Annotated in this window: 21 protein-coding genes; 15 read left to right on the top strand and 6 right to left on the bottom strand. The window is 59.3% G+C overall.

Translation table 11 applies throughout. The annotated features are described in order from the left end of the window. Nucleotides 1-30 precede the first annotated feature (30 nt). Together ACZ0A4_RS06810 and ACZ0A4_RS06805 are read right to left on the bottom strand one after the other, a co-directional pair. Complete coding sequence (locus ACZ0A4_RS06810; protein WP_463557786.1) at nucleotides 31-468, bottom strand: transcriptional regulator; 438 nt, start codon at nucleotides 466-468, stop codon at nucleotides 31-33. Then, entirely contained in the window at nucleotides 458-1,348 is an 891-nt protein-coding gene (locus ACZ0A4_RS06805; protein WP_463557785.1) for an HpcH/HpaI aldolase/citrate lyase family protein, read from the bottom strand. The genes ACZ0A4_RS06810 and ACZ0A4_RS06805 overlap by 11 nt, the downstream gene beginning before the upstream one ends. Before the next feature lie 613 nt (nucleotides 1,349-1,961). On the opposite strand from ACZ0A4_RS06805, the gene ACZ0A4_RS06800 reads away from it, so the two are divergent. The 12 genes from ACZ0A4_RS06800 to ACZ0A4_RS06745 all read left to right on the top strand — a co-directional run bounded on the left by ACZ0A4_RS06800 (nucleotide 1,962) and on the right by ACZ0A4_RS06745 (nucleotide 17,087). Then, a complete protein-coding gene (locus ACZ0A4_RS06800) occupies nucleotides 1,962-3,356 on the top strand; it encodes a Y4yA family PLP-dependent enzyme (protein WP_463573718.1) in 1,395 nt (464 codons plus the stop codon). A 14-nt stretch (nucleotides 3,357-3,370) separates the two neighbouring features. Continuing rightward, complete coding sequence (locus ACZ0A4_RS06795) at nucleotides 3,371-4,414, top strand: PLP-dependent cysteine synthase family protein (protein ID WP_463557783.1); 1,044 nt, start codon at nucleotides 3,371-3,373, stop codon at nucleotides 4,412-4,414. Nucleotides 4,415-4,442: 28 nt separating this feature from the next. Beyond that, the gene (locus tag ACZ0A4_RS06790; protein WP_463573716.1) at nucleotides 4,443-5,603 is read left to right on the top strand and encodes an NAD/NADP octopine/nopaline dehydrogenase family protein; all 1,161 of its coding nucleotides are present in this window, start codon (nucleotides 4,443-4,445) and stop codon (nucleotides 5,601-5,603) included. Between the two features lie 36 nt (nucleotides 5,604-5,639). Further along, complete coding sequence (locus tag ACZ0A4_RS06785) at nucleotides 5,640-7,490, top strand: IucA/IucC family protein (protein WP_463573715.1); 1,851 nt, start codon at nucleotides 5,640-5,642, stop codon at nucleotides 7,488-7,490. Between the two features lie 13 nt (nucleotides 7,491-7,503). After that, nucleotides 7,504-8,745, top strand: a complete 1,242-nt coding sequence (locus ACZ0A4_RS06780) for an MFS transporter (protein ID WP_463573714.1) — start codon at nucleotides 7,504-7,506, stop codon at nucleotides 8,743-8,745. A 15-nt stretch (nucleotides 8,746-8,760) separates the two neighbouring features. Further along, nucleotides 8,761-9,945 carry an aminotransferase class V-fold PLP-dependent enzyme gene (locus ACZ0A4_RS06775; RefSeq protein WP_463557779.1) on the top strand — a complete coding sequence of 395 codons (1,185 nt, stop codon included), beginning with the start codon at nucleotides 8,761-8,763 and terminating at the stop codon, nucleotides 9,943-9,945. An 85-nt stretch (nucleotides 9,946-10,030) separates the two neighbouring features. Beyond that, on the top strand, nucleotides 10,031-10,546 hold the full coding sequence (locus tag ACZ0A4_RS06770; protein WP_463573713.1) for a sigma-70 family RNA polymerase sigma factor: 516 nt from the start codon (nucleotides 10,031-10,033) through the stop codon (nucleotides 10,544-10,546). Then, nucleotides 10,547-11,524, top strand: a complete 978-nt coding sequence (locus ACZ0A4_RS06765) for a FecR domain-containing protein (RefSeq protein WP_463573712.1) — start codon at nucleotides 10,547-10,549, stop codon at nucleotides 11,522-11,524. It abuts the gene before it with no gap. Nucleotides 11,525-11,621: 97 nt separating this feature from the next. After that, complete coding sequence (locus tag ACZ0A4_RS06760; RefSeq protein WP_463573711.1) at nucleotides 11,622-14,036, top strand: TonB-dependent siderophore receptor; 2,415 nt, start codon at nucleotides 11,622-11,624, stop codon at nucleotides 14,034-14,036. 62 nt (nucleotides 14,037-14,098) lie between these two features. Beyond that, a complete protein-coding gene (locus ACZ0A4_RS06755) occupies nucleotides 14,099-15,280 on the top strand; it encodes an ABC transporter substrate-binding protein (protein WP_463573710.1) in 1,182 nt (393 codons plus the stop codon). Further along, nucleotides 15,277-16,338, top strand: a complete 1,062-nt coding sequence (locus ACZ0A4_RS06750; protein WP_242206174.1) for a FecCD family ABC transporter permease — start codon at nucleotides 15,277-15,279, stop codon at nucleotides 16,336-16,338. The genes ACZ0A4_RS06755 and ACZ0A4_RS06750 overlap by 4 nt, the downstream gene beginning before the upstream one ends. Beyond that, on the top strand, nucleotides 16,332-17,087 hold the full coding sequence (locus ACZ0A4_RS06745; RefSeq protein WP_463573709.1) for an ABC transporter ATP-binding protein: 756 nt from the start codon (nucleotides 16,332-16,334) through the stop codon (nucleotides 17,085-17,087). The genes ACZ0A4_RS06750 and ACZ0A4_RS06745 overlap by 7 nt, the downstream gene beginning before the upstream one ends. Nucleotides 17,088-17,097: 10 nt before the next feature. Here the strand turns inward: ACZ0A4_RS06745 and ACZ0A4_RS06740 are convergent, their stop codons facing one another. Continuing rightward, a complete protein-coding gene (locus ACZ0A4_RS06740) occupies nucleotides 17,098-18,096 on the bottom strand; it encodes a bile acid:sodium symporter family protein (protein WP_463557773.1) in 999 nt (332 codons plus the stop codon). An 83-nt stretch (nucleotides 18,097-18,179) separates the two neighbouring features. On the opposite strand from ACZ0A4_RS06740, the gene ACZ0A4_RS06735 reads away from it, so the two are divergent. Next, nucleotides 18,180-18,968 (top strand): AraC family transcriptional regulator, encoded by a 789-nt coding sequence (locus tag ACZ0A4_RS06735; protein WP_463577499.1) that lies wholly within the window; start codon nucleotides 18,180-18,182, stop codon nucleotides 18,966-18,968. Here the strand turns inward: ACZ0A4_RS06735 and ACZ0A4_RS06730 are convergent, their stop codons facing one another. Next, nucleotides 18,969-19,913 (bottom strand): Dyp-type peroxidase, encoded by a 945-nt coding sequence (locus ACZ0A4_RS06730; protein WP_463573708.1) that lies wholly within the window; start codon nucleotides 19,911-19,913, stop codon nucleotides 18,969-18,971. A 165-nt stretch (nucleotides 19,914-20,078) separates the two neighbouring features. Between ACZ0A4_RS06730 and ACZ0A4_RS06725 the strand changes: the two genes are divergently transcribed. Then, a complete protein-coding gene (locus ACZ0A4_RS06725) occupies nucleotides 20,079-21,053 on the top strand; it encodes a TerC family protein (RefSeq protein ID WP_463573707.1) in 975 nt (324 codons plus the stop codon). Between the two features lie 126 nt (nucleotides 21,054-21,179). On the opposite strand, the gene ACZ0A4_RS06720 is transcribed toward ACZ0A4_RS06725, so the two are convergent. Both ACZ0A4_RS06720 and ACZ0A4_RS06715 read right to left on the bottom strand, forming a co-directional pair. Beyond that, entirely contained in the window at nucleotides 21,180-22,280 is a 1,101-nt protein-coding gene (locus tag ACZ0A4_RS06720; RefSeq protein WP_141127597.1) for a polyamine ABC transporter substrate-binding protein, read from the bottom strand. Between the two features lie 249 nt (nucleotides 22,281-22,529). After that, on the bottom strand, nucleotides 22,530-23,936 hold the full coding sequence (locus ACZ0A4_RS06715; protein ID WP_463573706.1) for a purine-cytosine permease family protein: 1,407 nt from the start codon (nucleotides 23,934-23,936) through the stop codon (nucleotides 22,530-22,532). A gap of 324 nt (nucleotides 23,937-24,260) precedes the next feature. Here ACZ0A4_RS06715 and ACZ0A4_RS06710 point away from each other — a divergent pair, with 324 nt between their 5' ends. Then, on the top strand, nucleotides 24,261-24,746 hold the full coding sequence (locus ACZ0A4_RS06710; RefSeq protein WP_016987069.1) for a flavin reductase family protein: 486 nt from the start codon (nucleotides 24,261-24,263) through the stop codon (nucleotides 24,744-24,746). The last annotated feature ends 17 nt before the right edge of the window (nucleotides 24,747-24,763 follow it).

Raw genomic sequence — 24,763 nt, 5'->3', positions numbered from 1 at the left:
TAAAGTTTTTTTGCCGTGGCTCGATGAGGCTCAGGCGTAGAGGCGCTCCAGCGGAATCGCGACCACCGGCAACGCTGGGTCAAACGCGTGCCGGGTGGTCTTGTAAGGGAAAATCTCGCCGCGAGCGATGGTGGTGAAAATCCGCGCCACCTCGAACGCCTGCCCGGTTTGCCAGTGCCGCACGCAGACTCGCGGATCGGTGTAATCGAGCTGGATGCACGGCACCCGTTTCAAGCCCAGCTGCAACGCGGCGTTGAACCGGTGATTGCCGTCCATGACGATGCCACGCGAACGCTCGACGATGATCGGCTCCAGCCAATGCCCGGCACGGACAATCGACTCGCGCAGCATCGTCACGTTGGCCGGGTCGACCTGCTCCGACTGCAACACTTCGCACAGCGGTCGCAGCGCAATCTGATAACCGTGTTCCATGGTGATCTCCTGATTCGCCGGGGATTCAGCAGGCATCGGCGTGGTCAACCGACGCGTGCTGGCTGGCCACATCCAGCAGTCGCTGAGCGTGTTCGATCAGCGGCAAGTCGACCATCTCGCCGTCCACTTGCACCGCGTGACTGCCCGTCGCCACCGCTCGCATCACGCGATCGGCCCAGGCCAACTGGCGTGAGTCCGGCAGGAAGGCGCGTTGCACCGTGGCCAGTTGACCGGGATGGATGCACAGCTTGGCGCCGAAGCCCAGCGAACGGGCGTAATGCGAGTCCTTGCCGACCACCGCCAAATCGCTGATGGCCGGCGTCACACCATCGATCGGCGACGGCAGATCCGCCGTGCGCGAAGCCAGCACGATGCGGTTGCGGGCGAACAGAAACGCCTCCGGGGTCTGGCTGCAGTTGATGTCCAGCGAGAAATCCAGCGAGCCGAACGCCAGCCGCGTCAGCCCCGCAATCGCGGCGATTGACTCAACCTGCTGCAGGCCTTTGGCGGTCTCGATGATCGCAACGATCTTCAGTGCCGGCTGCCACGCCAGCAGGCCCTCGACCACCCGCGTCAGGGCTTCGGGACATTCGGCCTTGGGCAGGAAAATCCCGTCGCAGCGCTCGGGGTAACGCATGTCGCCGAGCCAGCTCAGGTCCTGGTCAAACAACGCGCTGCTGACGCTGTTGAGGCGAATGTAACGCTCACAAGCAACGTTCGGCGTTTTCTCCTGCCACGCCCGAATGGCGTCACGGGCGGCGGCCTTGCTGTCCGGATGAACGGCATCCTCAAGATCGAGAATAATCGCGTCCGGCCCTGCTTCGCAGGCTTTGGCGAATCGCTCGGGACGATTGCCCGGCACGAACAGGTAGCTGATCGCGAGTGGCGCTTTGCGGCTGAGTCGATCGGATTGCATGGCGTTGCTCCTTGGCGTGAACCAGTCGTGGTTTCTGAAAATTTTCAGGCCCCTTGAGCGGCGGTTTTACCTGCCGTTCCGGGACTTATCGCAACAGCCCTTAACGCCTTATTGTTCAAGGAATTAACGGACTTTTTTATCTCGGGGCGAACGAGTCCTTGAGCGTGTAAATACACGTTCATGGATTCGCCTTGAGCAGGTCTTTATTCAAAAATATTTGAAAACCTTACTTGATAATCGTTCCTGTTCGCAATATTGTTCACGCCGCCAAGAGGAACTATCCTCGCTTCAAAGCACGTTTTCGTTATTTCGGTAAGTACCTGTCGCTGATGTCACTTGAATATCAGGCACGGGTCATTACAGGGGATTGGCCAGTAACTATTGGCCAATTAGCACACTCGTACAAACCTTATGGAAAGGGGTTCTCATGCGGTTGTTTTGTGAACCATTTATTACGATCAGGGCTTCGGATCCAATAGCGGATTTCACTTGGCATCCGCCCCCGAGTTTTTAAAGCCTCGTATCTGACGAGCAAAAAAGACTCTATACACCGATAAAGATCGGTGATCGAACTATCAATGGCGACGTATTTTTTCGACGTCAGGGGTTAACTATGTCTACAGCAAATAAACCTGCCGCTGAACAACCATATAAAGTTCATCATCCGGAGATGTTAACACCGCTGATCGATCCGGTTATTTCCACACTTATCAACAAGTTCCCGAGCACACTTGTAAACTTGTCAGAACAATATGGTTCGCCGTTGAATGTGGTCTGGCCCCATGCATTTGAACTGAACACGCAAGCCTTGCTGACAGTACTGAAGCAGCACGACGTAGCGCATGCGCTCTTCTATGGCGCCAAGGCCAACAAGTCGCAGAGCATGCTCGGCGCTGCCGCAAATTCGGCAATCGGCGTCGATGTGTCGAGCATTCACGAACTGCATGCCGCCCTGCGCGCCGGCGTGTCGGGCACAAAAATCTGCGCCACAGGACCGGCTAAAACAGCCGTTTTTCATCAGGCATTGATCAGTGCCGGCTCATTGATTTGTGTCGATTCGCTGGAGGAATTCGATCACCTGCGCAGTGTGGTGACAGCACAGGCGTTGCGCGCGAAAGCCAGAGTCTTACTGCGTTACAGGCCGAATAGCAGCCAGAAAAGCCGATTCGGAATGGGCGCGGAAGATCTGCTCGAATGCCTGCAACGGCTGACCGGACAACTTGAGTGCTTTCACCTGGAAGGCTTTCATTTCCACCTCGGCGGCTACGGATTCGAATCTCGTGCGCAAGCGTTTCGCGAGGTCACCGGGTTCATCGAGGCTGCCAGGGAAACGGGCTTGAATCCGCAGATGATCGACATCGGTGGCGGCTTGCCGATTCGTTATGTCGAACCGCAGGCCTATGCTCGATTCCTGCAAAACGACAATAACCCCAGCCACTATTGCAACCAGAAAGTCCCAGCCTCTTATTACCCTTACGGCAGTGAGTTGACCGCGACACAATGGCTGACGTTATTACTCGAAGCCGAGCATTCTCACGGCTTGTCTATTGCCAATTACTTGAAGACCCAGCAAATAACACTAGCACTTGAGCCCGGCCGAAGTCTGGTCGACCAGGCAGCCATTTCAATATTTCGCGTCACGCGCAGCAAACAGTTGGCCGACAACAAAACCGTCATCTTCGTGGAGGGCAGCAGTTTCAGCGCCTGCGAAACCTGGTTTGCCTCGGAATACCTGATAGATCCGATACTTATCAGCAGCACACAACAGCCACACCCGCCGATTCAAGCATATATCGCCGGCCATAGTTGCCTGGACGATGACATCATCACCCATCGCCTGATCAACTTTGCGACGGCACCGCACGCCGGTGACTTATTGATTTATATCAACACCGCCGGTTACCAGATGGACTTGCTGGAAAACGAGTTTCATCGCCATCCCCTGCCCCGGCGGTTGACGGCGACCTGTTGTACGGAAGGTAACTATGCGTTTTCACCTGACTACTAAAGAGAACAATTGCAATGATATTGACTAAAGTCTCTGACCTTATTGGCAATACGCCAATGTTGGGTATTGATGTTCCGGATACTGATGCCCGTTTGTTGTTGAAGATTGAAAAGAACAACCCCGGCGGCAGTATCAAAGATCGCATGGCGCGCAACATGGTGCTGGCCGCGCTCAAGTCCGGTCGCTTGAAACCCGGCGGCGTGGTGGTCGAGTCATCGTCCGGCAATACCGGGATTGGTCTGGCCATGGCAGCCGTCGAATTCGGTCTGCATTTCATCGCTGTGGTCGACCACCATGCGGCACAAGACAAGATCGCCGTGATGAAAGCCCTTGGGGCCGACATTCGTTTCGTCAAAGGCACCTATCGCGAAGATGAAGTCGCGGTGGTCGAGCGCCAGCAGATGGCCGCCGAACTGGCGAGCGAGATTCCCGGCGCGGTGTTCATGAACCAGTCCGACAACGCCGCCAATGCCGGCGGCTACAGCGATTTCGTCCGCGAAACCATCGTGCAGGCTGAAGGCGTTGTCGGCGCTTACGTCGGTTGTGTCGGCACCGGCGGTTCGATGACCGGCATCGCTCGCGGCTTGAAAGTGCACAACCCGGACACCGTCACCGTCGCGGTGGAACCGGCCGGCTCGATTGTCTTCGGTCACCCTGGCTATCCGTATTACCAATCCGGCACCGGCACGCCGGCCGGCGACACCGTGGGTCTGGTGCTCGACTACAGCTGCATCGATCTCGGTGTGCAAGTCAGCGACTCGCAGGCGTTCGAAACCGCCCGCTACATCGCGCGCAACTTTGCCTTGCTGGTCGGCGGCTCGACTGGCGGTGCGATTTTCAAGGCGCTGGAGCTGATCCACAAAGGCGTGCTGACCGGCAACGTCGTGGTGCCGATCGCCGACGGCGGCGAGAAATACCTGCACACCGTGTTCGACGACAACTGGCTGCAAGAACGCGACCTGATCGATCCGAGCATCGCCCCGCAGCTGGATGCCTGGCTGGGCAAGACCCACTGGCTGGACTCTGTTTCCGCGCCGCTGCAACTGAGCGTCGCATGACCCACCCTTCACACAGGAACGCCTCTCGATGAATCTGTTGAAAGTCGCCATCTGTGGTGGCGGCAGGACTGGCCATCTCAACGCCATCCTGTTCAAGCAACTGCCCGATGTTCAGGTTTCGCTGCACACCCACAATCAGGAGGTCATCGAACAGCACGCCCGCCAGACGCCGATGCAGGCCTTGTTGCCGGACGGCTCGACGCTGAGCGCCCGACTGGATCGAGTGACCAGCGATGCCAGGGCTGCGGTGGAAGATGCTGACATCGTCATCATCACCGTGCCGGCCCATGCCCGCCCGCAAACCCTGAAGGACATCGCTCCGCATCTGACCACCAGCAAACCGGTATTCATCGGCGCAATTCCCGGCTTCTGCGGTTTCGACTGGCTGGCTGAAGCGACCCTGCCCGACCGGCCGAATGTGGTGATCTGGGGCATGAAGGATGTGCCGCACACGGCGTTTGAATTGACCCCGGGACGGTCGATCAAAATGGGTGGTGGCAAAAGCCAGTTGTATGTCGCGACCCATGCCCGAGAGCCGCAAACCGCGCGCCGCCAATTGGAGAAAACACTCACCCGGCTGTATGGCCCGTGCGTGACAATGCTCGACCACTTTCTGGAAATCACCCTGACGCCGGGCAACCCGATCATGCACAGCTCGGTGATCTACGGCCTCATCGGCCCTTACGGCCAGTGGCATCGCAAGATTTTCCCGCAGCGCATGTGCTGGTGGACCGAGTGTCCGGAACTCGGCGCGTATTTCCTCGAACGCATGGATCAGGAAAGCCAGGAACTGTGCGAGGTGATCAGCCAGCGTCTGGGCATCGACCTGTCTTCGGTGAAATCCCTGAAACAGGAAATCGTCGAGGCCTACGGCGAGCAGATCCGCGACCAGAGCAGCATGCTCTCGATCCTGCGCACCAATCAGGCCTACAACGACATCCTCGCACCGATGGTGCCGGCTGCCGACAACCGCGCCGGCTATGTGATCGAACGCGAGAGCCGCGCCTTCAACGAAGACGTCGCCTACGGTCTGGTGCTGCTGGTGGAAATGGCCAAACGCTTCGACCTCAAGGTGCCTTACATCGAGGAAGTCCTGCAGTGGAGCGTGGCCTACATGGAGGGCCTGCGCGGCTCGGCACTCGACTACTTCCCGCACCAATGGCCACACACGACAAGCGCCGCCGCTTGAACTTCTTTCTCAATTTTCGACGAGCAGACCGCTGATATGGATGACTTCAAGACACTGATCGCCTACTCCCGCAAAAACGCCATGCGCCGTCTGGTGCGTTGCCTGTTTGCGGAAAACATCCTCGACCGTTCGGCCCTGAGCTTTTCCGTCGAGGGCCACCAGGCGACTTACCCGCTCAAGGGCGGTCGCGCCCATCTGGCCTTTTCCGACATCGCCAAAGGCCCGGCCGATACCTTGGTCAACGACGGAGACGTGGTGTTGGTGACCGATGAAGGCGTACGCCAGGTCATCACCAGCCATCAGGACATGCTCGATGTGCTGCGCGACAGCTTCGACTTCGCGCCGACCGACGACGGTATCGCCGGGCTCAAATCCGACATGGAAAACAGCCTGACCAACGACGCCCACGCCCGTCAGCATCGCCAGCAATGGAACGCCCGACTGGAGCAAGCGGCCAAGGATCATGGGCTGGACAGCTTCACCGACTATCTGCGCCAGCACGCCAAAACCAAGGATGCCGCCATTCTGCTCGACCAGTGGGGTTCGCTGGAAGGTCATCCTTATTACCCGACGTGGAAGGCGCGCCCGGGCCTCACCGATGAGGAAGTCGAGCAGCTGTCACCGGAGTTCAACGCACAAGTGCCGCTGCGCATCGCCGCGTTGCGTGCCGACAACGCGAAAAGCGAAAGCATGCCGCACGTGATCGATTACCGCGCCTGGTTCGCTGAAAACTTCCCGACGCAATGGACGCAATGGAAAGCCTCGCTCAACAGCAAGGGGCTGGACGAAAACCAGTGGTTGCCCTTGCCGATCCACAGCTGGCATTTACAAGCCTACGTACTGAAAACCTTCGCAGCAGAAATCGCCGACGGCATCCTGATCACCGATGGCCCGGATCTTCCTGCCCTGCCGACCATGTCGTATCGCACGATGATGCCGGTGCTGGATGAAAGCGCGCCGCTGATCAAACTGCCCATCGCCGTGTGGATGACCAGCGAACTGCGCAGCCTGCAAGCCAAGTCGATTCACATGGGCCCGCGCATCAGCACGGTGATCAGCAAGATTCTTGAGACGGAAAACGGCTTTGATCAGCGCCTGGAAATCTTCCCGGAAGAAATCGGTGTGCGCTACAAAAACGCCGTCACTCAGGACGATCATCCGGGCCGGCATTTGTCCGTGGTCTATCGCAGCAGTGCGCCAGCGTTCGAACGCCAGGATGATTGCCTGCCGATTACCGTCGCATCGCTGTTCACCCGTTTGCCGGGCAGTGGTCGTCCGTTGTTCACCGATCTGATCGAGCGCGACGGTCTGCGCGCCCATGCTGCGCAGGTCGAGGAATGGTTCCGCGAGTACGCCAAAGTGGTCACCCATCCGGTGGTGGCGATCTACTTGATGTACGGCATCGGCCTCGAAGCCCATCAGCAAAACACCATGGTGCTGTTCTCCCCGGACGGCAAAGCACGTAGTCTGCTGATCCGCGATTTCGGCGATGGCCGCACTTACGCGCCGTTGCTGGAAGGTCGTGGATACAGCCTGCAACCGCACGTACAGCCGGGCATTCTGCCGACGGTGTTCTCCGGTGATATCGAGCCGGTGCGCATGTTTGTGCTGGACGCGGCGTTCCTCACGCACCTGCATGAGATCGCCCTGTGGCTGACCAAAGAGTACGGCTTCAATAACACGCGGCTGTGGCAGATTCTGCGCGAGGAAACCGACCTTGCCTTCGAAGCCGTGCGTGATCGTGTCGCGCCCGATGTCTGGGAAGTCGAACACAAAGCGTTCGTCGAAGACCCATGGCCGACTCGTTCGTTGCTGCGCATGCACATGATGCAGTACAGCAACTATCGTTTGCAGCACACCCTGACCAACCCGCTCGCTAGCGTTTAACCGAGGCTGACTCATGTCCCATGCAGGTGCCATCCAGGGTTCGAGAGTAAGAATCCTGATTTATCTTCTATTCGCGATCCAGTTGGTGTCGATGGGCGCGATGGAAATGAGCGGGCCGTTCTGGCCTGTCCACCTGCGTGGGCTGACCAGCTCCGAGTCGGTTTTCAGCTTCGCCAGCATCGTCGTGTACGTCGGGCCGATGCTGGGCATTATTCTCACCAGTGCCTTCTGGGGCCGCATCGGCGATCGCTACGGCCACAAGTTGATGATGATCCGCGCGCTCGCCGGTTTGTCGTTGACCCAACTGGGGCTGGCCCTCTTCAGTGATATCTGGGTCATTCTGATCCTGCGTTTTCTGCAAGGCGCGTTTGCCGGCTATATCGCGCCGGCACAGGCTTATGGCGTCAGCATTGAGGCACCGTCGCGACGTGCACGGCTGTTCGCCATTCTGCAAATCTCGACCAATGTCGGCTCGCTGCTGGGTGCAGTGGTCGGCGGTCTGATCCTTGATTACGCGACGTTCTTCTGGATCAACATCATCGCCTCGGCGCTGTGTGCGGTGTGTACCGTGATCGCCGCCGTGACCTTGCCGGACGTGCCGCCGGTGAAGAAAGCCGTGGTCGTCGACAAGGCTGTGCCGGTTCGTTCCGGCAGTCTCTGGCAAGGCTCGCCATTGCTGTCGCTGCTCGGTGTGATGGGCATTCTGTTGCTGGCGCGAATGCTGCCGCAGACTTCGTTTTCGCTGTATGTCAGCTCGGTGTTCGAGGTCAGCAATTCGGTGGTCGGCCTCTGCTACGGCTTGCTGGCGCTGGGCTTCATTCTGTCGGCCACGGCGTGGTCGCGCTATTTCGAACACCGTGGTCAGCAGGACACCTTGCAGCGCATGACTTACGTGGTCATCGGCTGCATCGTCCTCACTGCGGTGGCAGGCGTCACCCACAACCCGGTGGTGTTTGTCATTGCCTACTTCATCTGGGGCGTGCTGCTGGGTGCAACCACACCGGTGCTGATGGCGCTGATCTCGAAAACCGCTGACAGCTCACAGCAAGGTCATGTACTGGGCATCGCTCAGGGCACTGCGCAATTCGCTTCGATTGCGGGGATTTCGGCCGGCGGCCTGCTCAGTCAGGTCTACGGTTTGCAGTACACCTATCTGTTTGTTTGCCTTGCCTATGTCGTCGCACTGATCCCGATTGTCGCCCTGCGCTACTGGCCGGCGGCGATGCAGCCGAGCCCTGCCCCGGACGGGGAATGATCAAGGAGTCTGCTTTTGAACATTGAACAACTGCGTGCCGACACCCCCGCCGTCGCGCAACTGATCCACTTCAACAATGCCGGGGCGGCGCTGATGCCCGCGCCGGTGATCGAAACGATGACCCGTCATATTCAGCTTGAAGCGAGTCTGGGCGGCTACGAAGCGGCCGGGCAGCAGTCGGCCGAAGTGGAAAACGTTTATTCCGCCATCGGCCGTTTGCTCAACGCTCGACCCGATGAAATCGCGATCATCGAAAATGCGACCCGCGCCTGGGACATGGCGTTTTATTCGTTACCGCTGCAACCCGGCGATGTGCTGCTGACATCGACCACCGAGTACGCCGGCAACTACATTCCTTATCTGCAAATGAAGCAGCGCCGGGGCATCGAGATTCGTGTCATCCCCAACGATGAGCACGGCCAGGTTTCACTGCCGGCCTTAAAGGACATGCTCGACGATGATCGCGTTGCGCTGATTTCCCTGCCGATGATCGCCACCAACGGCGGCCCGGTGCAACCCGTCGAGCAGATCGGCGCCCTCGCCCGTTCGGCTGGCGTGCTGTTTCTGCTCGACGCTTGCCAGGGTGTCGGGCAGATGCCGATCGATGTGCAGAAAATCGGCTGCCACATGCTCGCCGCCACCAGCCGCAAATACCTGCGTGGGCCACGGGGGATGGGTTTCTTGTATGTCGAGAGGTCCCTGTGTCAGAACCTCGAGCCGGCGTTTCTCGACCTGCATGCTGCCGCCTTGCAGAGCGCCGACACGTTTACCATCCGCGCCGATGCCCGACGCTTCGAGAACTGGGAATGCAACGTCGCCGCCAAACTCGGTCTCGGTGCGGCAGTGGAATACGCGCTGGCGCAAGGCATCGAACCGATGTGGTTACGGATTCAACAATTGGCCGATTACCTGCGCCGGCAACTGACAGATATCCCCGGCATCACGCCGCGAGACCTCGGGGTGCAGAAGTCCGGCATCGTCACGTTTACTCATCGCGACAGCAGCGCCGCGCACGTTCAGCAGCGGCTGGCCGGCCAGGAAAAGCGCATCAACGTCAGCACCTCGACGTTCCGCTCGACCCTGCTCGACATGCAACACAGAGACTTGCTGGAGGTCAGCCGTGCCTCGTTGCATGCGTACAACACCGAGGCGGAAATCGACACGATGGTCGCTGCACTGCGCGGTTTGCAGGGCGTCTGAACAGGACACCAATCGGCGCTTGCGTCACACAGGGTTTGTAAACTAGCATTGGGAATACTTCTCAATTGCATGAAAATCTGCAGCCATGAGCGAAACCCTTCCCGCGAATAATGACAATCACCTGCGCGCGATCGAAGCCCTGTACAGCGGCCATCACGGCTGGCTGTACGCGACGCTGAGAAAAAAACTGGGAAACGCCATGGATGCGGCGGATCTGGCGCAGGACACCTTCACGCGCATTCTCGCCTCGCAAGTCACCGTCATTGAGCAGCCGCGCGCCTATCTGAGCTGTGTGGCCAAGGGCATTCTGGTCAACTGGTATCAACGCAAAGCGCTGGAACGTGCCTACCTGGACGCCCTCGCCCATGTGCCGGCGCCGGAAGTGCCTTCGCCGGAATTGCGTTTCATGGTGCTGGAGACCCTGCACGAAATCGACGCGATGCTCGACGCCCTGCCGCCGCTGGTCAAACGCGCGTTCCTGCTGTCGCAGATCAGCGGCCTTAAATACGATGACATTGCCGAGCAACTGGGCGTTTCGCTGATCACCGTCAAACGCTACATGAAGCAAGCCTTCATGCAGTGCCTGTTGCTGGTGGAGTGAATGCTCGCACGGCGCAATGAACCACACCTCGATCACCAGGCGCTGGAGGAAGCCGCCGACTGGCTGATCCGCATGAGTGATGGCGAACTCACTGACAGCGAGCGCGGCGAGTGGGAATGCTGGAAAGTCAGCACGCCCGAGCGCGCTCGTGCCTGGGCCCGCGCGCAGTTACTAAAGAGCAAACTTGGCGGCCTGCCACCGTCATTGGCAATGTCGGCACTCGACCGCCCAAGCAGCCCGGAGCGCCGCGCGGCGCTGGGCAAACTGGCGATGATTCTGGCCATCCTGCCGGCCGGTTGGGGCAGCTGGAAGCTGGCAGAGTCGCAGCAATGGTCAGCTGACTACCGCACTGCGATTGGCCAGCAACGCGAGCTGACCCTGGCCGACGGCTCGAAAATCACCCTGAACACCGACACCGCCATCGACGTGCTGTTCGACGCTGATCAACGCCTCATTCACCTGCGCGAAGGCGAAATACTGGTGCAGACCGCGCCGGACATTTCACCGTTGGCGCGACCGTTTCTGGTCAGCACCCGTCAAGGTCGCATGCAGGCACTGGGCACGCGTTTCACCGTGCGCGAACTGCAACCGCGCACGCACCTCGCGGTGCTGGAAGGTGCGGTCAAAGTCGAGCTCGCGGACAATCGCCAGACCACGCCGCTGATCGTCAACGCCGGTCAACGCACCGACTTCTCGTCCCACACCTTTGGCCAGCTCAGCGTTGCCGACCGTTATGTCGGTGCCTGGACGCAAGGCATGCTGATGGCCGACAAGATGCGCCTGGCCGACTTCGTCGAGGAACTGACGCGCTATCGCCGTGGCTTCGTGCGCCTCGATCCGGCGATCGCCGATCTGCGCGTTTCCGGCGCCTATCCCATCAGCGACAGCCAGCGCACGCTGAACATGCTCGCGCAAACCTACCCGATTCTCGTCAGCGGCCACTTGAATGGCTACTGGGTCATGCTTTCCCCTGCCTGAGTGAAAAAATATTTGCCGTCCCGGTGATACTTTTTCTGATCTCGACTGGCAAATGGGGAGTAGCACCTTTCCGTCCTGTTCATAGGCTCATTCATCCATGCTTGCTGCACGCCTCCTGCGCCCGGATCGTCAGTTCAAACCCGTTGTTCGCAGTGCGTTGCTAAGCCTTGTCCTGATCGGTGCCGTATGCCCGTTTGCCTTGGCCGCCGTGCCGGTGCAACTGGACGCTGTCGCGGTTCGCGCCTACAACATTCCCGCCGGGCCGCTGGGTGCGACCCTGTCGAGTTTTGCCGTGGACGCTGGTATTGCCTTGTCGTTCCAGCCCTCGTTGACCGAAGGTTTGAGCAGTCCTGCGCTGATTGGCAAGTTCTCTACGCAAGAGGCGGTCAATCGCTTGCTGGAGGGCAGTGGTCTGGACATGGTCTTGCGCAGTGACGGCAGCTACACGCTGGTGCCGCGCCGGGTAACGCTGGATGAAACATCGATCATCGGCACCGAAAAGCGCGCCGACTCCCTGCCAGACGTCTATGCAGGTGGTCAGGTGGCCAACGGCGGACGTCTGGGCATTCTTGGCAATACCGATGTGATGGACGCTCCCTTCAGTGTCAGCACTTACACCTCGGCGCTGATCAAGGATCAACAGGCCGTCACCGTCGGCGATGTGCTGGAACGTGATTCTTCGGTGCGCTCCACCGGCCAGACGGGGGGGATCGTCGATTCATTCTTCATTCGTGGCTTTCCCGTCGGCGAAGGCAACCTTGGTGAACTGGCCTTCGACGGTGTGTACGGTGTCGCTCCCAACTATCGGGTATTCACCGAATACGCCGAGCGCATCGAACTGGTCAAAGGCCCCGGCGCCCTGCTCTACGGTATGTCACCCAACAACGCGGTGGGCGGCGTGATCAACGTGGTGCCCAAGCGCTCTCTCGATGAAGACCTGACCCGCTTCACCGCCAGTTACGCCATGGATTCTCAGGCCGGTGGCCATCTCGACGTCAGTCGGCGTTTCGGCGAAGAACGCCGCTTCGGTGTGCGCTTCAACGGCAGCACGCAATTGGGCGACACGGTGATCGACAATCAATCGCGGCATGTCGACATCGGCGCGATCTCCCTCGATTACCAGGGCGACCGCCTGCGCACAACCTTCGACTGGCTCAACCAGAAAGAAAGCTTCGACGCGGCTTCGCGGCCGTTCCTGATTGCCTCGGGCGTGGAGATTCCTTCCGCCGCCAACGGCCGAACCAACGTCAGTCAGGACTGGGGCTGGTCGACCACCCGAGACAAGTCTGCGCTGCTCAGCGGCGAATATGACCTCAGCGATGCATTGACGGTGTTCGCCCATGCCGGCGGCGGCAAATCCGATGTCGCGCGGATGTCCGACCAGACGCCGACCATTATCAATTCGGCCGGCGACACTTCTTCAATTCCCGGCTATTACAAATTTGAAGTCGAGCGTTACACCGTCGACGCCGGTGCGCGGCTGCGCTTCGATACCGGCCCGATCAGTCACCGCACCACCGTGCAAGTCAGTCGCTATCGCGATGTGTTGTCGCGCGGGATCATTTCCGGCGCGCCGATTCTGTCGAACATTTATCACCCGGTGGATCGCCCGCAACCTTACATCCCCAAGCCGGATACGCCGAAGGTCTCGGAGAGCGAACTGACTGGCGTGGCGCTTGCGGACACGCTGTCGATTCTCGATGACCGCGCGCAGGTAACCCTGGGCTTGCGCAAACAGAACATCAAATCCGACAACTACAACGCCGCCGGCGTGGTGACCACGTCCTACGACGACGGCCGAACGACACCGTTGTTCGGCGCTGTGATCAAGCCATGGGATCACGTTTCGTTCTACTACAACTACCTCGAAGGCTTGAGCAAGGGCGACATCGCGCCTTCCACTGCGTCGAACGCCGGCGAGATCTTCGCCCCGTACATTTCCCGCCAACACGAACTCGGGATCAAGGCCGACTACGGCACGTTTACCTCCACCATCAGCCTGTTTCAGATCACCAAACCCAGCGGCGAACTGGCCTCCGGGGTGTTCTCGGTGCGGGGCGAACAACGCAATCGCGGGCTGGAGCTGAACGTGTTCGGCGAAGTCACACCAGGCACTCGCCTGCTTGGAGGCGTGACCTTGCTCAATGCCGAACTGACGAAAACCGGCGTGGCCGCCAACCGAGGCAACAAACCGGTCGGCGTGCCCGAGGTTCAGGCCAACCTCTGGGTCGAATGGGACACCTCGTGGGTCGAGGGCCTGACGCTGACCGGTGGCGCGATCCACACCGGCAGCCAGTACGTGAACCAGGCCAACACACAACAACTCGATGACTGGACGCGCTACGACGTCGGCGCCCGCTACAGCACACGCATCGATGATCGACCGACTACGTTTCGCGCCACCGTGCAGAACGTGTTCGACCACGAGTACTGGTCGGGCGTCGCTTCCTACGGCGCGTTCTCCCAAGGCTCACCGCGCACCTTATTACTGTCGGCGACTGTCGATTTCTGAAACGTTCAGTCGGCCAGCGGTGTGAGCCGTTGGTCGAACTGACCTTTGCAAAGGCTTTGACCATGGTGATTTTCGATCGACGCAGCCTCGCCTTGGCTGCGCTGTTACTGGCAGGACTGCTGAGCCTGTCTGCGCTGGCGCCGCGCAATGCAAACGCCACCGAAGTGGATACCGCGCGCACCGAAGTGACGGATCTGCTCGGGCGCAAGGTCAAGGTGCATCTGCCGGTGAGACGGGTCATTCTCGGTGAAGGCCGGCAGTTGTATCTGGTCGCCGCGCTGGACACTCAAAACCCGATCGAACGCATCGTTGGCTGGCGCAAGGACCTGATCCAGTCCGACCCGGACACCTACAACGCCTACCGGCGCAAATTCCCCGGCATTGCCAAAATCCCCACCTTCGGCGGTTTTGAAGACGGCACCTTCGACATCGAGCAAGCGATCTCGCAGCGCCCGGATGTGATCGTGCTCAACATCGAGGCACAGCATGCCACCGAAGACGCGCGCTATATCGAGAAGCTCGACGCGTTGGGCATCCCCGTGGTGTACGTCGACTTTCGTAACAACCCGATGCAGAACACCGAACCGACCATGCGTCTGTTCGGCAAACTATTCGGTAAAGAACAACGCGCGGAGGCATTCATTGATTTTCGCAACCAGCAGATTCACCGCGTCACCGACGTCATCGAGAAACAACATCCTCAGCGCCCGAGCGTGTTCATCGAGCGCATTGGCGGCTACACCGACGATTGCTGCCTGAGCTTCGGCAATGAAAATTTCGGCCTGTTCGTCGACATGGCCGGCGGCAACAATATTGCCCGGCGGATCATCCCGACCACGTTCGGCCAGTTGAATCCCGAGCAGGTCATCGTCGCCAATCCGGCGCACGTGGTGGTCACGACGGCCAACTGGGAAGCCTTTGCGCCCGGTGGCCATTGGGTCGGTGTCGGTCCCGGTGCGAACATGACCGAGGCGCGAAAAAAACTCGCGTGGTACACCCGGCGTCCGGCCTACGCCGGGATCAAGGCTCAGGAAACGCAAGCCTTTCACGCCATCTGGCATCAGTTCTACAACAGCCCTTACCAGTTCGTGGCCATTCAGCAATTGGCCAAATGGTTCCACCCGGAGCTGTTTGCCGATCTCGATCCCGACGCCTCCTTCCGCGAACTGCATGAGCGCTTCCTGCCTGTTCCGTATGAGCCGGGCTACTTCGTCAGCCTGCGCAACCCCGAGGCGAAACAATGAGTTCGTTGACCGACACCGTCGAGGTGCAGCGCGAAACCTACCGTCGGCTGGTGCTGCGTAAACGCCTGATCCTCGCTGGGCTGGTGATTCTGTTGCTGTGCAGCGTATTGCTCGATCTGGCACTGGGCCCGGCGAGTTACAGTTTCAGCGAAGTGCTCGGCGCACTGTTCTCGCCGGAGAGTGCTTCGCCACAAGTGCGCGTGGTGATGTGGGATATTCGTTTGCCGGTTGCGCTAATGGCCGTGGCCGTGGGCGCGGCGTTGTCGCTGGCCGGCGCGCAGATGCAGACCATCCTCAACAACCCGTTGGCCAGTCCGTTCACCTTGGGCATTTCCGCTGCCGCCAGTTTCGGCGCGGCGTTGGGCCTGGCGTTCGGTGTTGCGCTGTTCCCGCTGGCCGCGCAATTCATGGTGCCGCTCAACGCCTTTATCATGGCCATGCTCTCGGCGCTGTTGATTCACTTCCTGAGCATGCGCCGTGGCGTCACTGCCGAAACCATTGTGCTGCTCGGCATCGCGCTGGTGTTCACTTTCAATGCGCTGCTGGCGCTGGTGCAGTTCTTCGCCACCGAGCAAGCCGTCGCCGCCGTGGTGTTCTGGACCATGGGCAGCCTGACCAAAGCCACCTGGCCGAAACTCGGGGTGATCTGCCTGGTGATCCTCATCACCCTGCCGATTTTCGCCAGACGTGCCTGGGCCTTGACCGCCCTGCGCCTGGGCGACGACAAGGCTGCCAGTTTCGGCATCAACGTGCGCAGCTTGCGCTTTCAGACGCTGATCATGGTCAGCCTGCTCGCCTCCTTTCCCGTGGCCTTCGTCGGCACCATCGGTTTCATCGGTCTGGTCGGGCCGCACATCGCGCGCATGCTGATCGGTGAAGACCAGCGCTTCTTTTTGCCGGCCTCCTTGCTCACCGGCTCATTGATTCTTTCGGCCAGTTCGGTGGTGAGCAAAACCCTGATCCCCGGCGCCATTTTCCCCATCGGCGTGGTCACCTCGCTGATCGGCGTGCCGTTCTTCATTTCTCTGATTCTCGGCGGGAAGAAAAACTCATGGTGAAGCTGCAACTGGAGAATCTCGGCGCCCGCTACGGTCAGCGCGAAATCATTCGCGGCGTCTCGACGGCGACGTTTTTTGGCGGTCAGGTCGTTGCCGTGGTCGGGCCCAATGCGGCCGGTAAATCGACGTTATTCAAGCGCATGGCCGGGCTGATCGATGGGCCGGGGCAAGTCATTCTGCAGGAGTCGAAAAAAGGCCCGACAGGCATCAGTTACATGCCGCAAGGCCTGAACGCCAGCGCGAGATTGACGGTGTATGAGTCGGTGCTGCTGGCGCGCAAGCAACTGACGCCGGGCTGGGTGGTCCACGATGATGAACTGAAACTGGTCGACGAGATTCTCGCTGCGCTGGGCATCACGGCGTTATCGTTTCGTAACCTCGGCGAACTCAGCGGCGGTCAGCAGCAGTTGGTCTCCATCGCCCAAACGCTGGTGCGCGAGCCGGAAATCCTGCTGATGGACGAACCGACCAGCGCCCTCGATATGCATCGACAAGTGCAAGTGCTGAACTTCATGCGCCGCCTGGCGCGCAAGCGTGAAGTGATTGTGTTCATTGCCATCCATGACCTGAATCAGGCGTTACGTTTCGCCGATCAAGTGCTGGTGATTGCCGATGGCACGGCGCAGGGCAGCGGCCCGAGCAGTGAAGTGATCACCGAACAGATGCTGCGCAACGTCTACAAGGTCGAAGCACGGATCGAGCAGTGCAGCAAGGGGCTGTCGCATATCCTGATCGACGATATCGTCTGATCTGCGGCGATCACGGGTCGACTTGCGCCATCAGCTCCGGCACCGATTCCGGCCGTTTCGCGTAGCGCTGAGCGAGCACCGCACAGACCATCAACTGAATCTGATGGAACAGCATCAACGGCAGAATCAGCACACCAATCGTGCTGCCGGCAAACAACACCTGCGCCATCGGCACACCGGTGGCCAGACTCTTTTTCGAGCCGCAGAACAGAATGGTGATGCGGTCTTCCTGGCTGAAGCCAAAGGCCTTGCCCAACAACGTCGACGCCAACAACACCAGCGCCAGCAGAATGCAGCAGACCACCACCAGCCCCAGCAACTCGATGAGCGGAATCTGGTGCCAGATACCTTCGTTGACCGCCTCGCTGAATGCGCCGTAAACCACCAACAGAATCGAACCTTGATCGACGAACTTCAGCCAGTTCTTGTTACGTCCCACCCACGCACCGATCCAGCGCCGGGCGATCTGCCCGGCAATGAACGGCAGCAACAATTGCACGCTGATTTTCAGGATCGCCTCCAGCGTCGAACCGCCATCACCGTGGACATTGAGCAGCAGCGTCACCAACAACGGCGTGAGGAAAATCCCGAACAGGCTCGACGCCGCCGCGCTGCAAATCGCCGCAGGGATATTGCCCCGCGCCAGCGAGGTGAAAGCAATTGCCGACTGCACCGTGGCCGGCAGTGCACACAGGTAAAGCATGCCCATGTACAGCTTGTCGCCGATCAGCGGTGACAGCAGCGGTTTCAGCGCCAGGCCCAGTAACGGGAAAAGCACAAAGGTCAGGCCGAACACCAGCAAATGCAGGCGCCAGTGACCGGCGCCGGCAATGATCGACTCGCGGGAAAGCTTGGCGCCGTGCAGGAAAAACAGGAGCGCGATGGCGATGTTGGTCAGCCAGCCGAAACCGACGGCGACCTGGCCGCTGGCCGGCAGGAAGCTGGCCAGCAGCACGACGCCGATCAGCGTCAGGGTGAAGTTATCGGGTAAAAAACGTGGGCGAGTCATGGTCGGTTCATCCGGGGTTGCCAGTGCGTGCCGACGACTCTAACGTGACTGCCAATTACCGACTAACGCCGAAGGGCCACAAGATGCCGCCTAAAGGACATGACAAAAGCGTTCGCCGCAGCATTCCCGGCTTGCCCAGCCTGCCGCGTCCACTGTACGGACGCACCGAATCACTGCCCAATCGCGCCCTGACCCGACGCCACAGCCACCCGTGGGTGCAGTTGTCCTACGCGATTCAGGGTGTGCTGGAAATCCAGACCAGCGTCGGCCGCTTTGTCGCCCCGCCGGAGCGCGCCGTGTGGATCCCGGCGGGCGTGCCGCATCGGGTGTTCAGCTCGCCGCACACGGAAATGCGCAGCCTGTACATCGATTGCAGCGTTGCCGGATGGGCAATCGAGCGCTGTCATGTGCTCGGCGTCAGCGATCTGCTCAGGGAACTGATCCGCGCGTTCAGTCAGGTCCCGGTGGAATACGACCAGAGCGGCCCACACGGACGTCTGGCGCAAGTGATCCTCGATCAACTGGCCGAAGCACCGCAAATCGACCTGATGTTACCGTTGCCGCAAGACGCTCGCTTGAAGCAGATCTACCAGAGCCTTGAACAACATCCGGAACAGCAAACCACGCTGAGCCACTGGAGCGAAAAGTTCGGCGTCACCGAAAAGACCCTCACCCGCCTGTTTCTGCGCGACACCGGCCTGACCTTCCGCGCCTGGCGCCAGCGCTTGCGCCTGCTCGGTGCGCTGACGCCGTTGGAAAAAGGTGAACGGGTTACCGACGTCGCGCTGGCCTGCGGCTACGATTCGACGTCGGCGTTTATTGCGGCGTTTCGACAGCAGTTTGGGGAGACGCCGGGGGAGTTTTTCCGCTGATCAGCGATCCGCCAGTTCTTCCAGCAAATCCGCCGACGGCACGAAATACAGGCTGCCGGTGACGGCGGTGCTGAAATCCAGCAACTTGTCATAGTTACCCGGCGGCTTGCCGACGAACATGTTTTCCAGCATCTGCTCCATCGGCTCGGGCGAGCGCGCGTAGCCGATAAAGAACGTGCCGAACTCCCCTGCCCCCGGTCGGCCGAACGGCATGTTGTCGCGGAGGATTTTCACTTCCTCGCCTTGTGCGTTGGTGATGGTGGTCAGCGCGCTGTGCGAGTTTTTCGGTTTTACTGCGTCATCCAGTTCGATATCAGAGAGTTTGGTGCGACCAATTACCCGCTCCTGCGCCTCGACGCTCAAGCCGTTCCACGCGCTCATGTTGTGCAGGTATTTCTGCACCAACACGTAACTGCCGCCGCTGAAATCCGGATCTTCGTCACCGACGATAGTGAAGTTGACCGCTTTGCGCCCGACCGGGTTTTCCGTGCCGTCGACGAAACCGATGATGCTGCGCATGTCGAAATAGCGGAACCCCTGTACTTCGTCGACCACGGTCACCGCATCGCCGAGAACCGCCATGATTTGCGTGGCCAGTTCAAAACACAGGTCCATTTGATCGGCGCGAATGTGCAGCAGCAGATCGCCCGGGGTTGCCGGGGCATGTCGCCTTTCCCCGCCAAATTCGCGGAAACCGTGCAGCGACGCCGGGCGCGGACTGCCAAAAAGGCGATCCCAGGCGTTCGAGGAAAAGCCGCAAATGCACGTCAGATTGCCGGTCGGTACACGCTTGCCCACCGAACGCACCAGCCCGGCGACGTCACCGCACCAGTCTTTTACGGTTTGCGCAGCATCGGCCCCCGCATTCAGCGTCGCGACGATGAAAATCGCGCTACTGGTGATCGGGCTGCACACCGCTTGAGGTTCGAGAATGTCGGTATTCATCGCTGGAAATGTCGCTCCGTAAAAAATGCCCGAGCTGTCAACGAGGGCAGATACTTCGTTTTTAACGAACTGTTGCGCAGAAATAAACGATTTTTCTTCGCCGTAAAAGCGTCGTTAGCATTGGCCTCGTCTGACCCCAATCGAATAATAGACAGGGAGCGTGACATGCCAGCCACTAACATCAATATCGGCGAACCGTGGATGTGGGGCGCCTTCATCGTCTTCGTGCTTGCCATGCTGGCATTGGACCTGTTTGTCTTCGGTGGGCGCAAGGCGCATCGGGTCTCAGTGCGCGAAGCCTTGTCCTGGGTCATTGCCTGGTGCTTGCTGGCGGTGAGTTTTGCAGCGCTGCTCTGGTGGTACCTGCACGGCGCGTTCGGCGCCGAGATCGCCCGGGAGAAGACCCTCGAATTCCTCACCGGTTATCTGATCGAGCAGTCGCTGTCGATCGACAACATGTTCGTCTTCGTGATGATCTTCAGCTACTTCGCCGTACCGCCCGAGTTGCAGCGCCGAGTGCTGCTGTACGGCGTGCTCGGGGCGATCGTGATGCGCGCAGTGATGATTTTTGCCGGGGTGTGGCTGGTGTCGCAGTTCGAATGGCTGCTGTATGCGTTTGGCGTGTTCCTTATCTTCACCGGAATCAAGATGCTGGTGTTTGCCGACCACCAGCCGGATCTGGACAAGAATCCTTTATTGCGCTGGGTGCGCGGGCATATGCGCATCACCAACAGCTTTCATGGCGAACGCTTTTTCGTCTTGCAGAACGGCGTGCGCTGGGCCACCCCGATGTTTCTGGTGCTGGTGTTGATTGAGGCCAGTGATTTGATGTTCGCGGTCGACAGCATCCCGGCAATCTTCGCCGTGACGACTGATCCGTTCATTGTGTTCACTTCGAATATCTTCGCGATCATGGGATTGCGCGCGCTGTATTTCCTGCTGGCGGACATGGCGGACCGCTTTCACTTGCTCAAGTATGGGCTGGCGATTGTGCTGGTGTTCATTGGCGGCAAGATGGTGTTGATGCCGTGGCTGCACATGCCGGTGGAATGGTCGCTGGCGGTGGTGGGTGGGGTCATCCTGAGTTCGGTATTGCTGAGTCTGGTGATGACCAAAGATGCCGAACGCCGCACTGAATGACACCCTACATAAACCTGTGGGAGCGAGCTTGCTCGCGAAAGCGCTGTGTCATTCAACGATGATGCTGGATGATCCGACGCCTTCGCGAGCAAGCTCGCTCCCACAGGGGTTTCATTCGGCCGATAGTTACTTGTCGGACTTGATACTGGTCCACACGCGAGTGCGTACACGCTCAAGTTTCTGCGGCAACGGCTGCACGACGTAGAGGTTTTTCAGCGCTTCCGGTGTTGGTGTCAGGTTCGGGTTGTCGGTGATTTCCTTGTTGATCAGCGGTATCGAATCCTTGTTCGCATTCGGGTAGCCGAGGAAGTCGCTGATCGGCGCGATCACCTTCGGATCGAGCAGGTTGTTGAGGAATTCATGCGCCTCGGCGACGTTCTTCGCGCTCTTCGGAATGGCGAAGGTGTCGAACCAGATAGGCGCGCCTTCCTTCGGCAAGCGCCAGTCAACTACCACACCGTTACCGGCCTCTTTGGCGCGGTTGCCGAACTGGTAGAAGCTGCCGGAGTAACCGATGGCCACGCAGATGTCGCCGTTGGCGATGTCGGTCATGTACTTGGCCGAGTTGAAATAGGTCACGTACGGACGAACCTTGAGCATCAACTCCTTGGCTTTTTCATAGTCGGCGGGGTTCTGGCTGTTCGGGTCGAGGCCCAGATAATGTAGAGCCAGCGGGAGGATTTCCGTCGGCGAATCAAGCATCGCTACACCGCAGGATTTGAGCTTTTCCATGTTCTCCGGTTTGAACACCAGATCCCAGCTGTCCACCGGCGCGTTGTCGCCCAATGCTGCCTTGACCTTGGCCGGGTTGAAGCCAATCAACACGGTGCCGACCATGTAAGGGACGCCGTACTGGTTGCCCGGATCGTTCTTGCCCAGCAGTTTCAACAGTTCCGGGTCCTGGTGGCTCCAGTTCGGCAGTTTCGATTTATCCAGTTTCTGAAACACGCCAGCCTTGATCTGCGTTTCAAGGAACTGGTTCGACGGCACCACCAGGTCGTAACCGGAGTTGCCGGTCAGCAGTTTGGCTTCCAGGGATTCGTTGGTGTCGAAGGTGTCCCAGGTCACTTTGATGCCGCTTTTTGCGGCGAAATCCTTGGGCACGGACGGCAGGATGTAGTCCGCCCAGTTGTACACGCGCAGTTCGCGTTGCTCGGCCTGTACGGCCCCGGCCAGCAGCGTCAGCCCACACACAGTGGCGCCTAGAATGCGTTTCATCGTGACCATGGTTGTTCCCCAAAAGGCAGCGTGAGTTCGATGGTTTTTATGTTCTGTACACGGCAGCGGCTGTAAAGGTAGCCAAGGGTAAAAAAGGTCCAGCGTCTCGTTGTGGTTTTGATTCTTGCTGACAGCGTAGCTGGAGCACAGTGGGGGATGGGCCAAAAGGGGATCGATGTGGCCAATTTGATTGACCGCCGGAATGCGGAAACAACAATGCCCGGCGAATGGCCGGGCATTGTTGTGAAGCGGATCAGGTCAATCGGTGTAACCCAACCTCGCCGCCCTGCTCTGCTGAGTCTGGCCGCGTGTCGCCAGGCAGTAATACAACGGAACGGTGACCACCAGGCCGACCAGCCAGGACAAGTCCGCGCCCTCAACCAGATTGGCGTAAGGCCCGACGTACAGCGAGGTATTGGCGAATGGCAGTTGCACGAGGATGCCGATGAAATAAGCAATGATCGCATGCAGATTAAAGCGCCCGTAAACCCCGCCATCGGCGCGGAAGATCGAGGTGATGTCGTAGCAGCCGCGCTTGATCAGGTAGAAGTCGATGAGGTTGATCGACGCCCACGGCACCAGCACCAGCAACAGCGCAAGAATCAAACCGATGAACTCGGAAATGAAATCCGCCGAAGCACCGAGTGCGACTACGCAGCAACCCGCCAGTACCACGCTCGACAACACTACGCGTACCTTGATGCTCGGCGTCCATTGGCTGGCAAAAGTCTGGATCGAGGTGATGATCGACAGCACCGCACCATAAAGATTCAGCGCGTTGTGGCTGATGATGTTGAGCAGAAACAGCACCATCAGAATCGGCCCGAGCCAACCCGTCGACTGCTTGACCGCGACCATCGCTTCAGTACCTTCCGGGGTTGCCAGCACGGCAACGGCGCCGAAGCTGAACGACAGAATCGTGCCCAGCGTCGCACCCAGATAGGTCGCCCAAAACGGTTTGGCAATGCCGATATCTGCAGGCAGGTAACGCGAATAGTCGGACACGTACGGCGAGAAGCTGATCTGCCAGATGATCCCCAGCGACACCGTCGCCAGCCAGCCGGACAAGTTGAAACTGCCGCGAGTGAGGAAGTCCGCCGGCAAGTCATGGGCAAAGATATAGATGAAACCGGCGAGCAACGCACTGCCCATCACCCAGGTGCCAATGCGGTTCAGGGTATGAATGAAGTTGTAGCCGATCACACCAATCGCCGTGGCCGCCAGTGCGCCGATCAGAATGCTCAACGGCGCCGGCACCGATGGCGCAATGCCGACGATGGATTTACCCGCCAACACGATGTTGGAAATGAAGAAACCTATGTAGATGATCGCTGCGAAGAATACGATCAACAGCGCGCCGTAGCGACCGAACTGGCCGCGACTCTGGACCATTTGCGGAATGCCCATGCGCGGGCCTTGCGCCGAGGCCAGCGCGATCACCACGCCGCCGATCATGTGCCCCAGCGCAATCGCCAGCAGCCCCCAGAGCAAATCAAGATGGAACACCTGAACCACCATGGCGCCGGTGACGATGGGCAGTGGCGCAATGTTGGTGCTGAACCACAGGGTGAAAAGGTCGCGGGCCTTCCCGTGGCGTTCCGCGAGTGGGACGTAGTCGACCGTATGATTCTCGATCAACGGATCTTGCCGGGACATCTGGGACATATGCATGAACTCGAGTTGGTCTGTTCTTATCGTTGTATGAAGCCAAACCGGGGGGACTCTCTGGCCGCCCCTCAGATGCAGACCATATTATGGTATTCCAAACAATTCACAAGACTGATCCGTAGTTTGCGGCGTTATCTGATACGCCATCCTTACTGAAACCGCGGCTTGCAGACCAGTCGAAAGCCCCGTAATTGCTGAGTTTCCGACGAACGCGGCACGTTTATCGGTTCAGCTCGAAAGCCCTTGCAAAGATTGAATACTGGTATACCATCAGACCAACAAACACATAAAAACAGTAGCACCACACCCGAGGACCGACCAATGATCGATGCCGCCATCTACAAACAAGTCATGGGCTCGTTCCCGTCCGGCGTAACCGTTATCACCACCCTGGACGATGACGGTCAGATCGTCGGCCTGACTGCGAGTGCATTCAGCTCGCTGTCGATGGACCCGGCGCTGGTGCTGTTCTGCCCCAACTACAGCTCTGACTCCTACCCGGTGCTGATCAAAAACAAACGCTTTGCGATCCACGTTCTGTCCGGCGGCCAGCAAAGCGAAGCCTACGCCTTCGCCCGCAAAGGAAAGGACAAGGCGCAAGGTATCGAATGGACCTTGAGCGAACTGGGTAACCCGATCCTCGCCAACGCAACGGCTATCATCGAATGTGAGCTGTGGCGTGAATACGAAGGTGGCGACCACGCCATCATGGTCGGTGCAGTGAAGAACCTGATCGTCCCCGAACAAATCGCCGGGCCGCTGGTGTACTGCCACGGCAAGATGGGCGCCCTGCCCGTCCTGGCCTGATAGAAGAACAACGCATA

This window comes from Pseudomonas sp. AC172 (genome assembly GCF_979258595.1).
The sequence above is the reverse complement of the archived record's forward strand: the minus strand, read 5'-3'. Positions and strand labels throughout refer to the sequence as shown.

Coding starts and splice junctions, on each gene's coding strand:
- ACZ0A4_RS06725 (WP_463573707.1), top strand. CDS start 20,079: ATGCCAGCCACTAACATCAATATCGGCGAACCGTGGATGTGGGGCGCC.
- ACZ0A4_RS06770 (WP_463573713.1), top strand. CDS start 10,031: ATGAGCGAAACCCTTCCCGCGAATAATGACAATCACCTGCGCGCGATC.
- ACZ0A4_RS06810 (WP_463557786.1), bottom strand. CDS start 468: ATGCCTGCTGAATCCCCGGCGAATCAGGAGATCACCATGGAACACGGT.
- ACZ0A4_RS06740 (WP_463557773.1), bottom strand. CDS start 18,096: ATGACTCGCCCACGTTTTTTACCCGATAACTTCACCCTGACGCTGATC.
- ACZ0A4_RS06720 (WP_141127597.1), bottom strand. CDS start 22,280: ATGGTCACGATGAAACGCATTCTAGGCGCCACTGTGTGTGGGCTGACG.
- ACZ0A4_RS06795 (WP_463557783.1), top strand. CDS start 3,371: ATGATATTGACTAAAGTCTCTGACCTTATTGGCAATACGCCAATGTTG.
- ACZ0A4_RS06710 (WP_016987069.1), top strand. CDS start 24,261: ATGATCGATGCCGCCATCTACAAACAAGTCATGGGCTCGTTCCCGTCC.
- ACZ0A4_RS06765 (WP_463573712.1), top strand. CDS start 10,547: ATGCTCGCACGGCGCAATGAACCACACCTCGATCACCAGGCGCTGGAG.
- ACZ0A4_RS06785 (WP_463573715.1), top strand. CDS start 5,640: ATGGATGACTTCAAGACACTGATCGCCTACTCCCGCAAAAACGCCATG.
- ACZ0A4_RS06800 (WP_463573718.1), top strand. CDS start 1,962: ATGTCTACAGCAAATAAACCTGCCGCTGAACAACCATATAAAGTTCAT.
- ACZ0A4_RS06750 (WP_242206174.1), top strand. CDS start 15,277: ATGAGTTCGTTGACCGACACCGTCGAGGTGCAGCGCGAAACCTACCGT.
- ACZ0A4_RS06790 (WP_463573716.1), top strand. CDS start 4,443: ATGAATCTGTTGAAAGTCGCCATCTGTGGTGGCGGCAGGACTGGCCAT.
- ACZ0A4_RS06780 (WP_463573714.1), top strand. CDS start 7,504: ATGTCCCATGCAGGTGCCATCCAGGGTTCGAGAGTAAGAATCCTGATT.
- ACZ0A4_RS06745 (WP_463573709.1), top strand. CDS start 16,332: ATGGTGAAGCTGCAACTGGAGAATCTCGGCGCCCGCTACGGTCAGCGC.
- ACZ0A4_RS06760 (WP_463573711.1), top strand. CDS start 11,622: ATGCTTGCTGCACGCCTCCTGCGCCCGGATCGTCAGTTCAAACCCGTT.
- ACZ0A4_RS06715 (WP_463573706.1), bottom strand. CDS start 23,936: ATGTCCCAGATGTCCCGGCAAGATCCGTTGATCGAGAATCATACGGTC.
- ACZ0A4_RS06735 (WP_463577499.1), top strand. CDS start 18,180: ATGCCGCCTAAAGGACATGACAAAAGCGTTCGCCGCAGCATTCCCGGC.
- ACZ0A4_RS06805 (WP_463557785.1), bottom strand. CDS start 1,348: ATGCAATCCGATCGACTCAGCCGCAAAGCGCCACTCGCGATCAGCTAC.
- ACZ0A4_RS06755 (WP_463573710.1), top strand. CDS start 14,099: ATGGTGATTTTCGATCGACGCAGCCTCGCCTTGGCTGCGCTGTTACTG.
- ACZ0A4_RS06730 (WP_463573708.1), bottom strand. CDS start 19,913: ATGAATACCGACATTCTCGAACCTCAAGCGGTGTGCAGCCCGATCACC.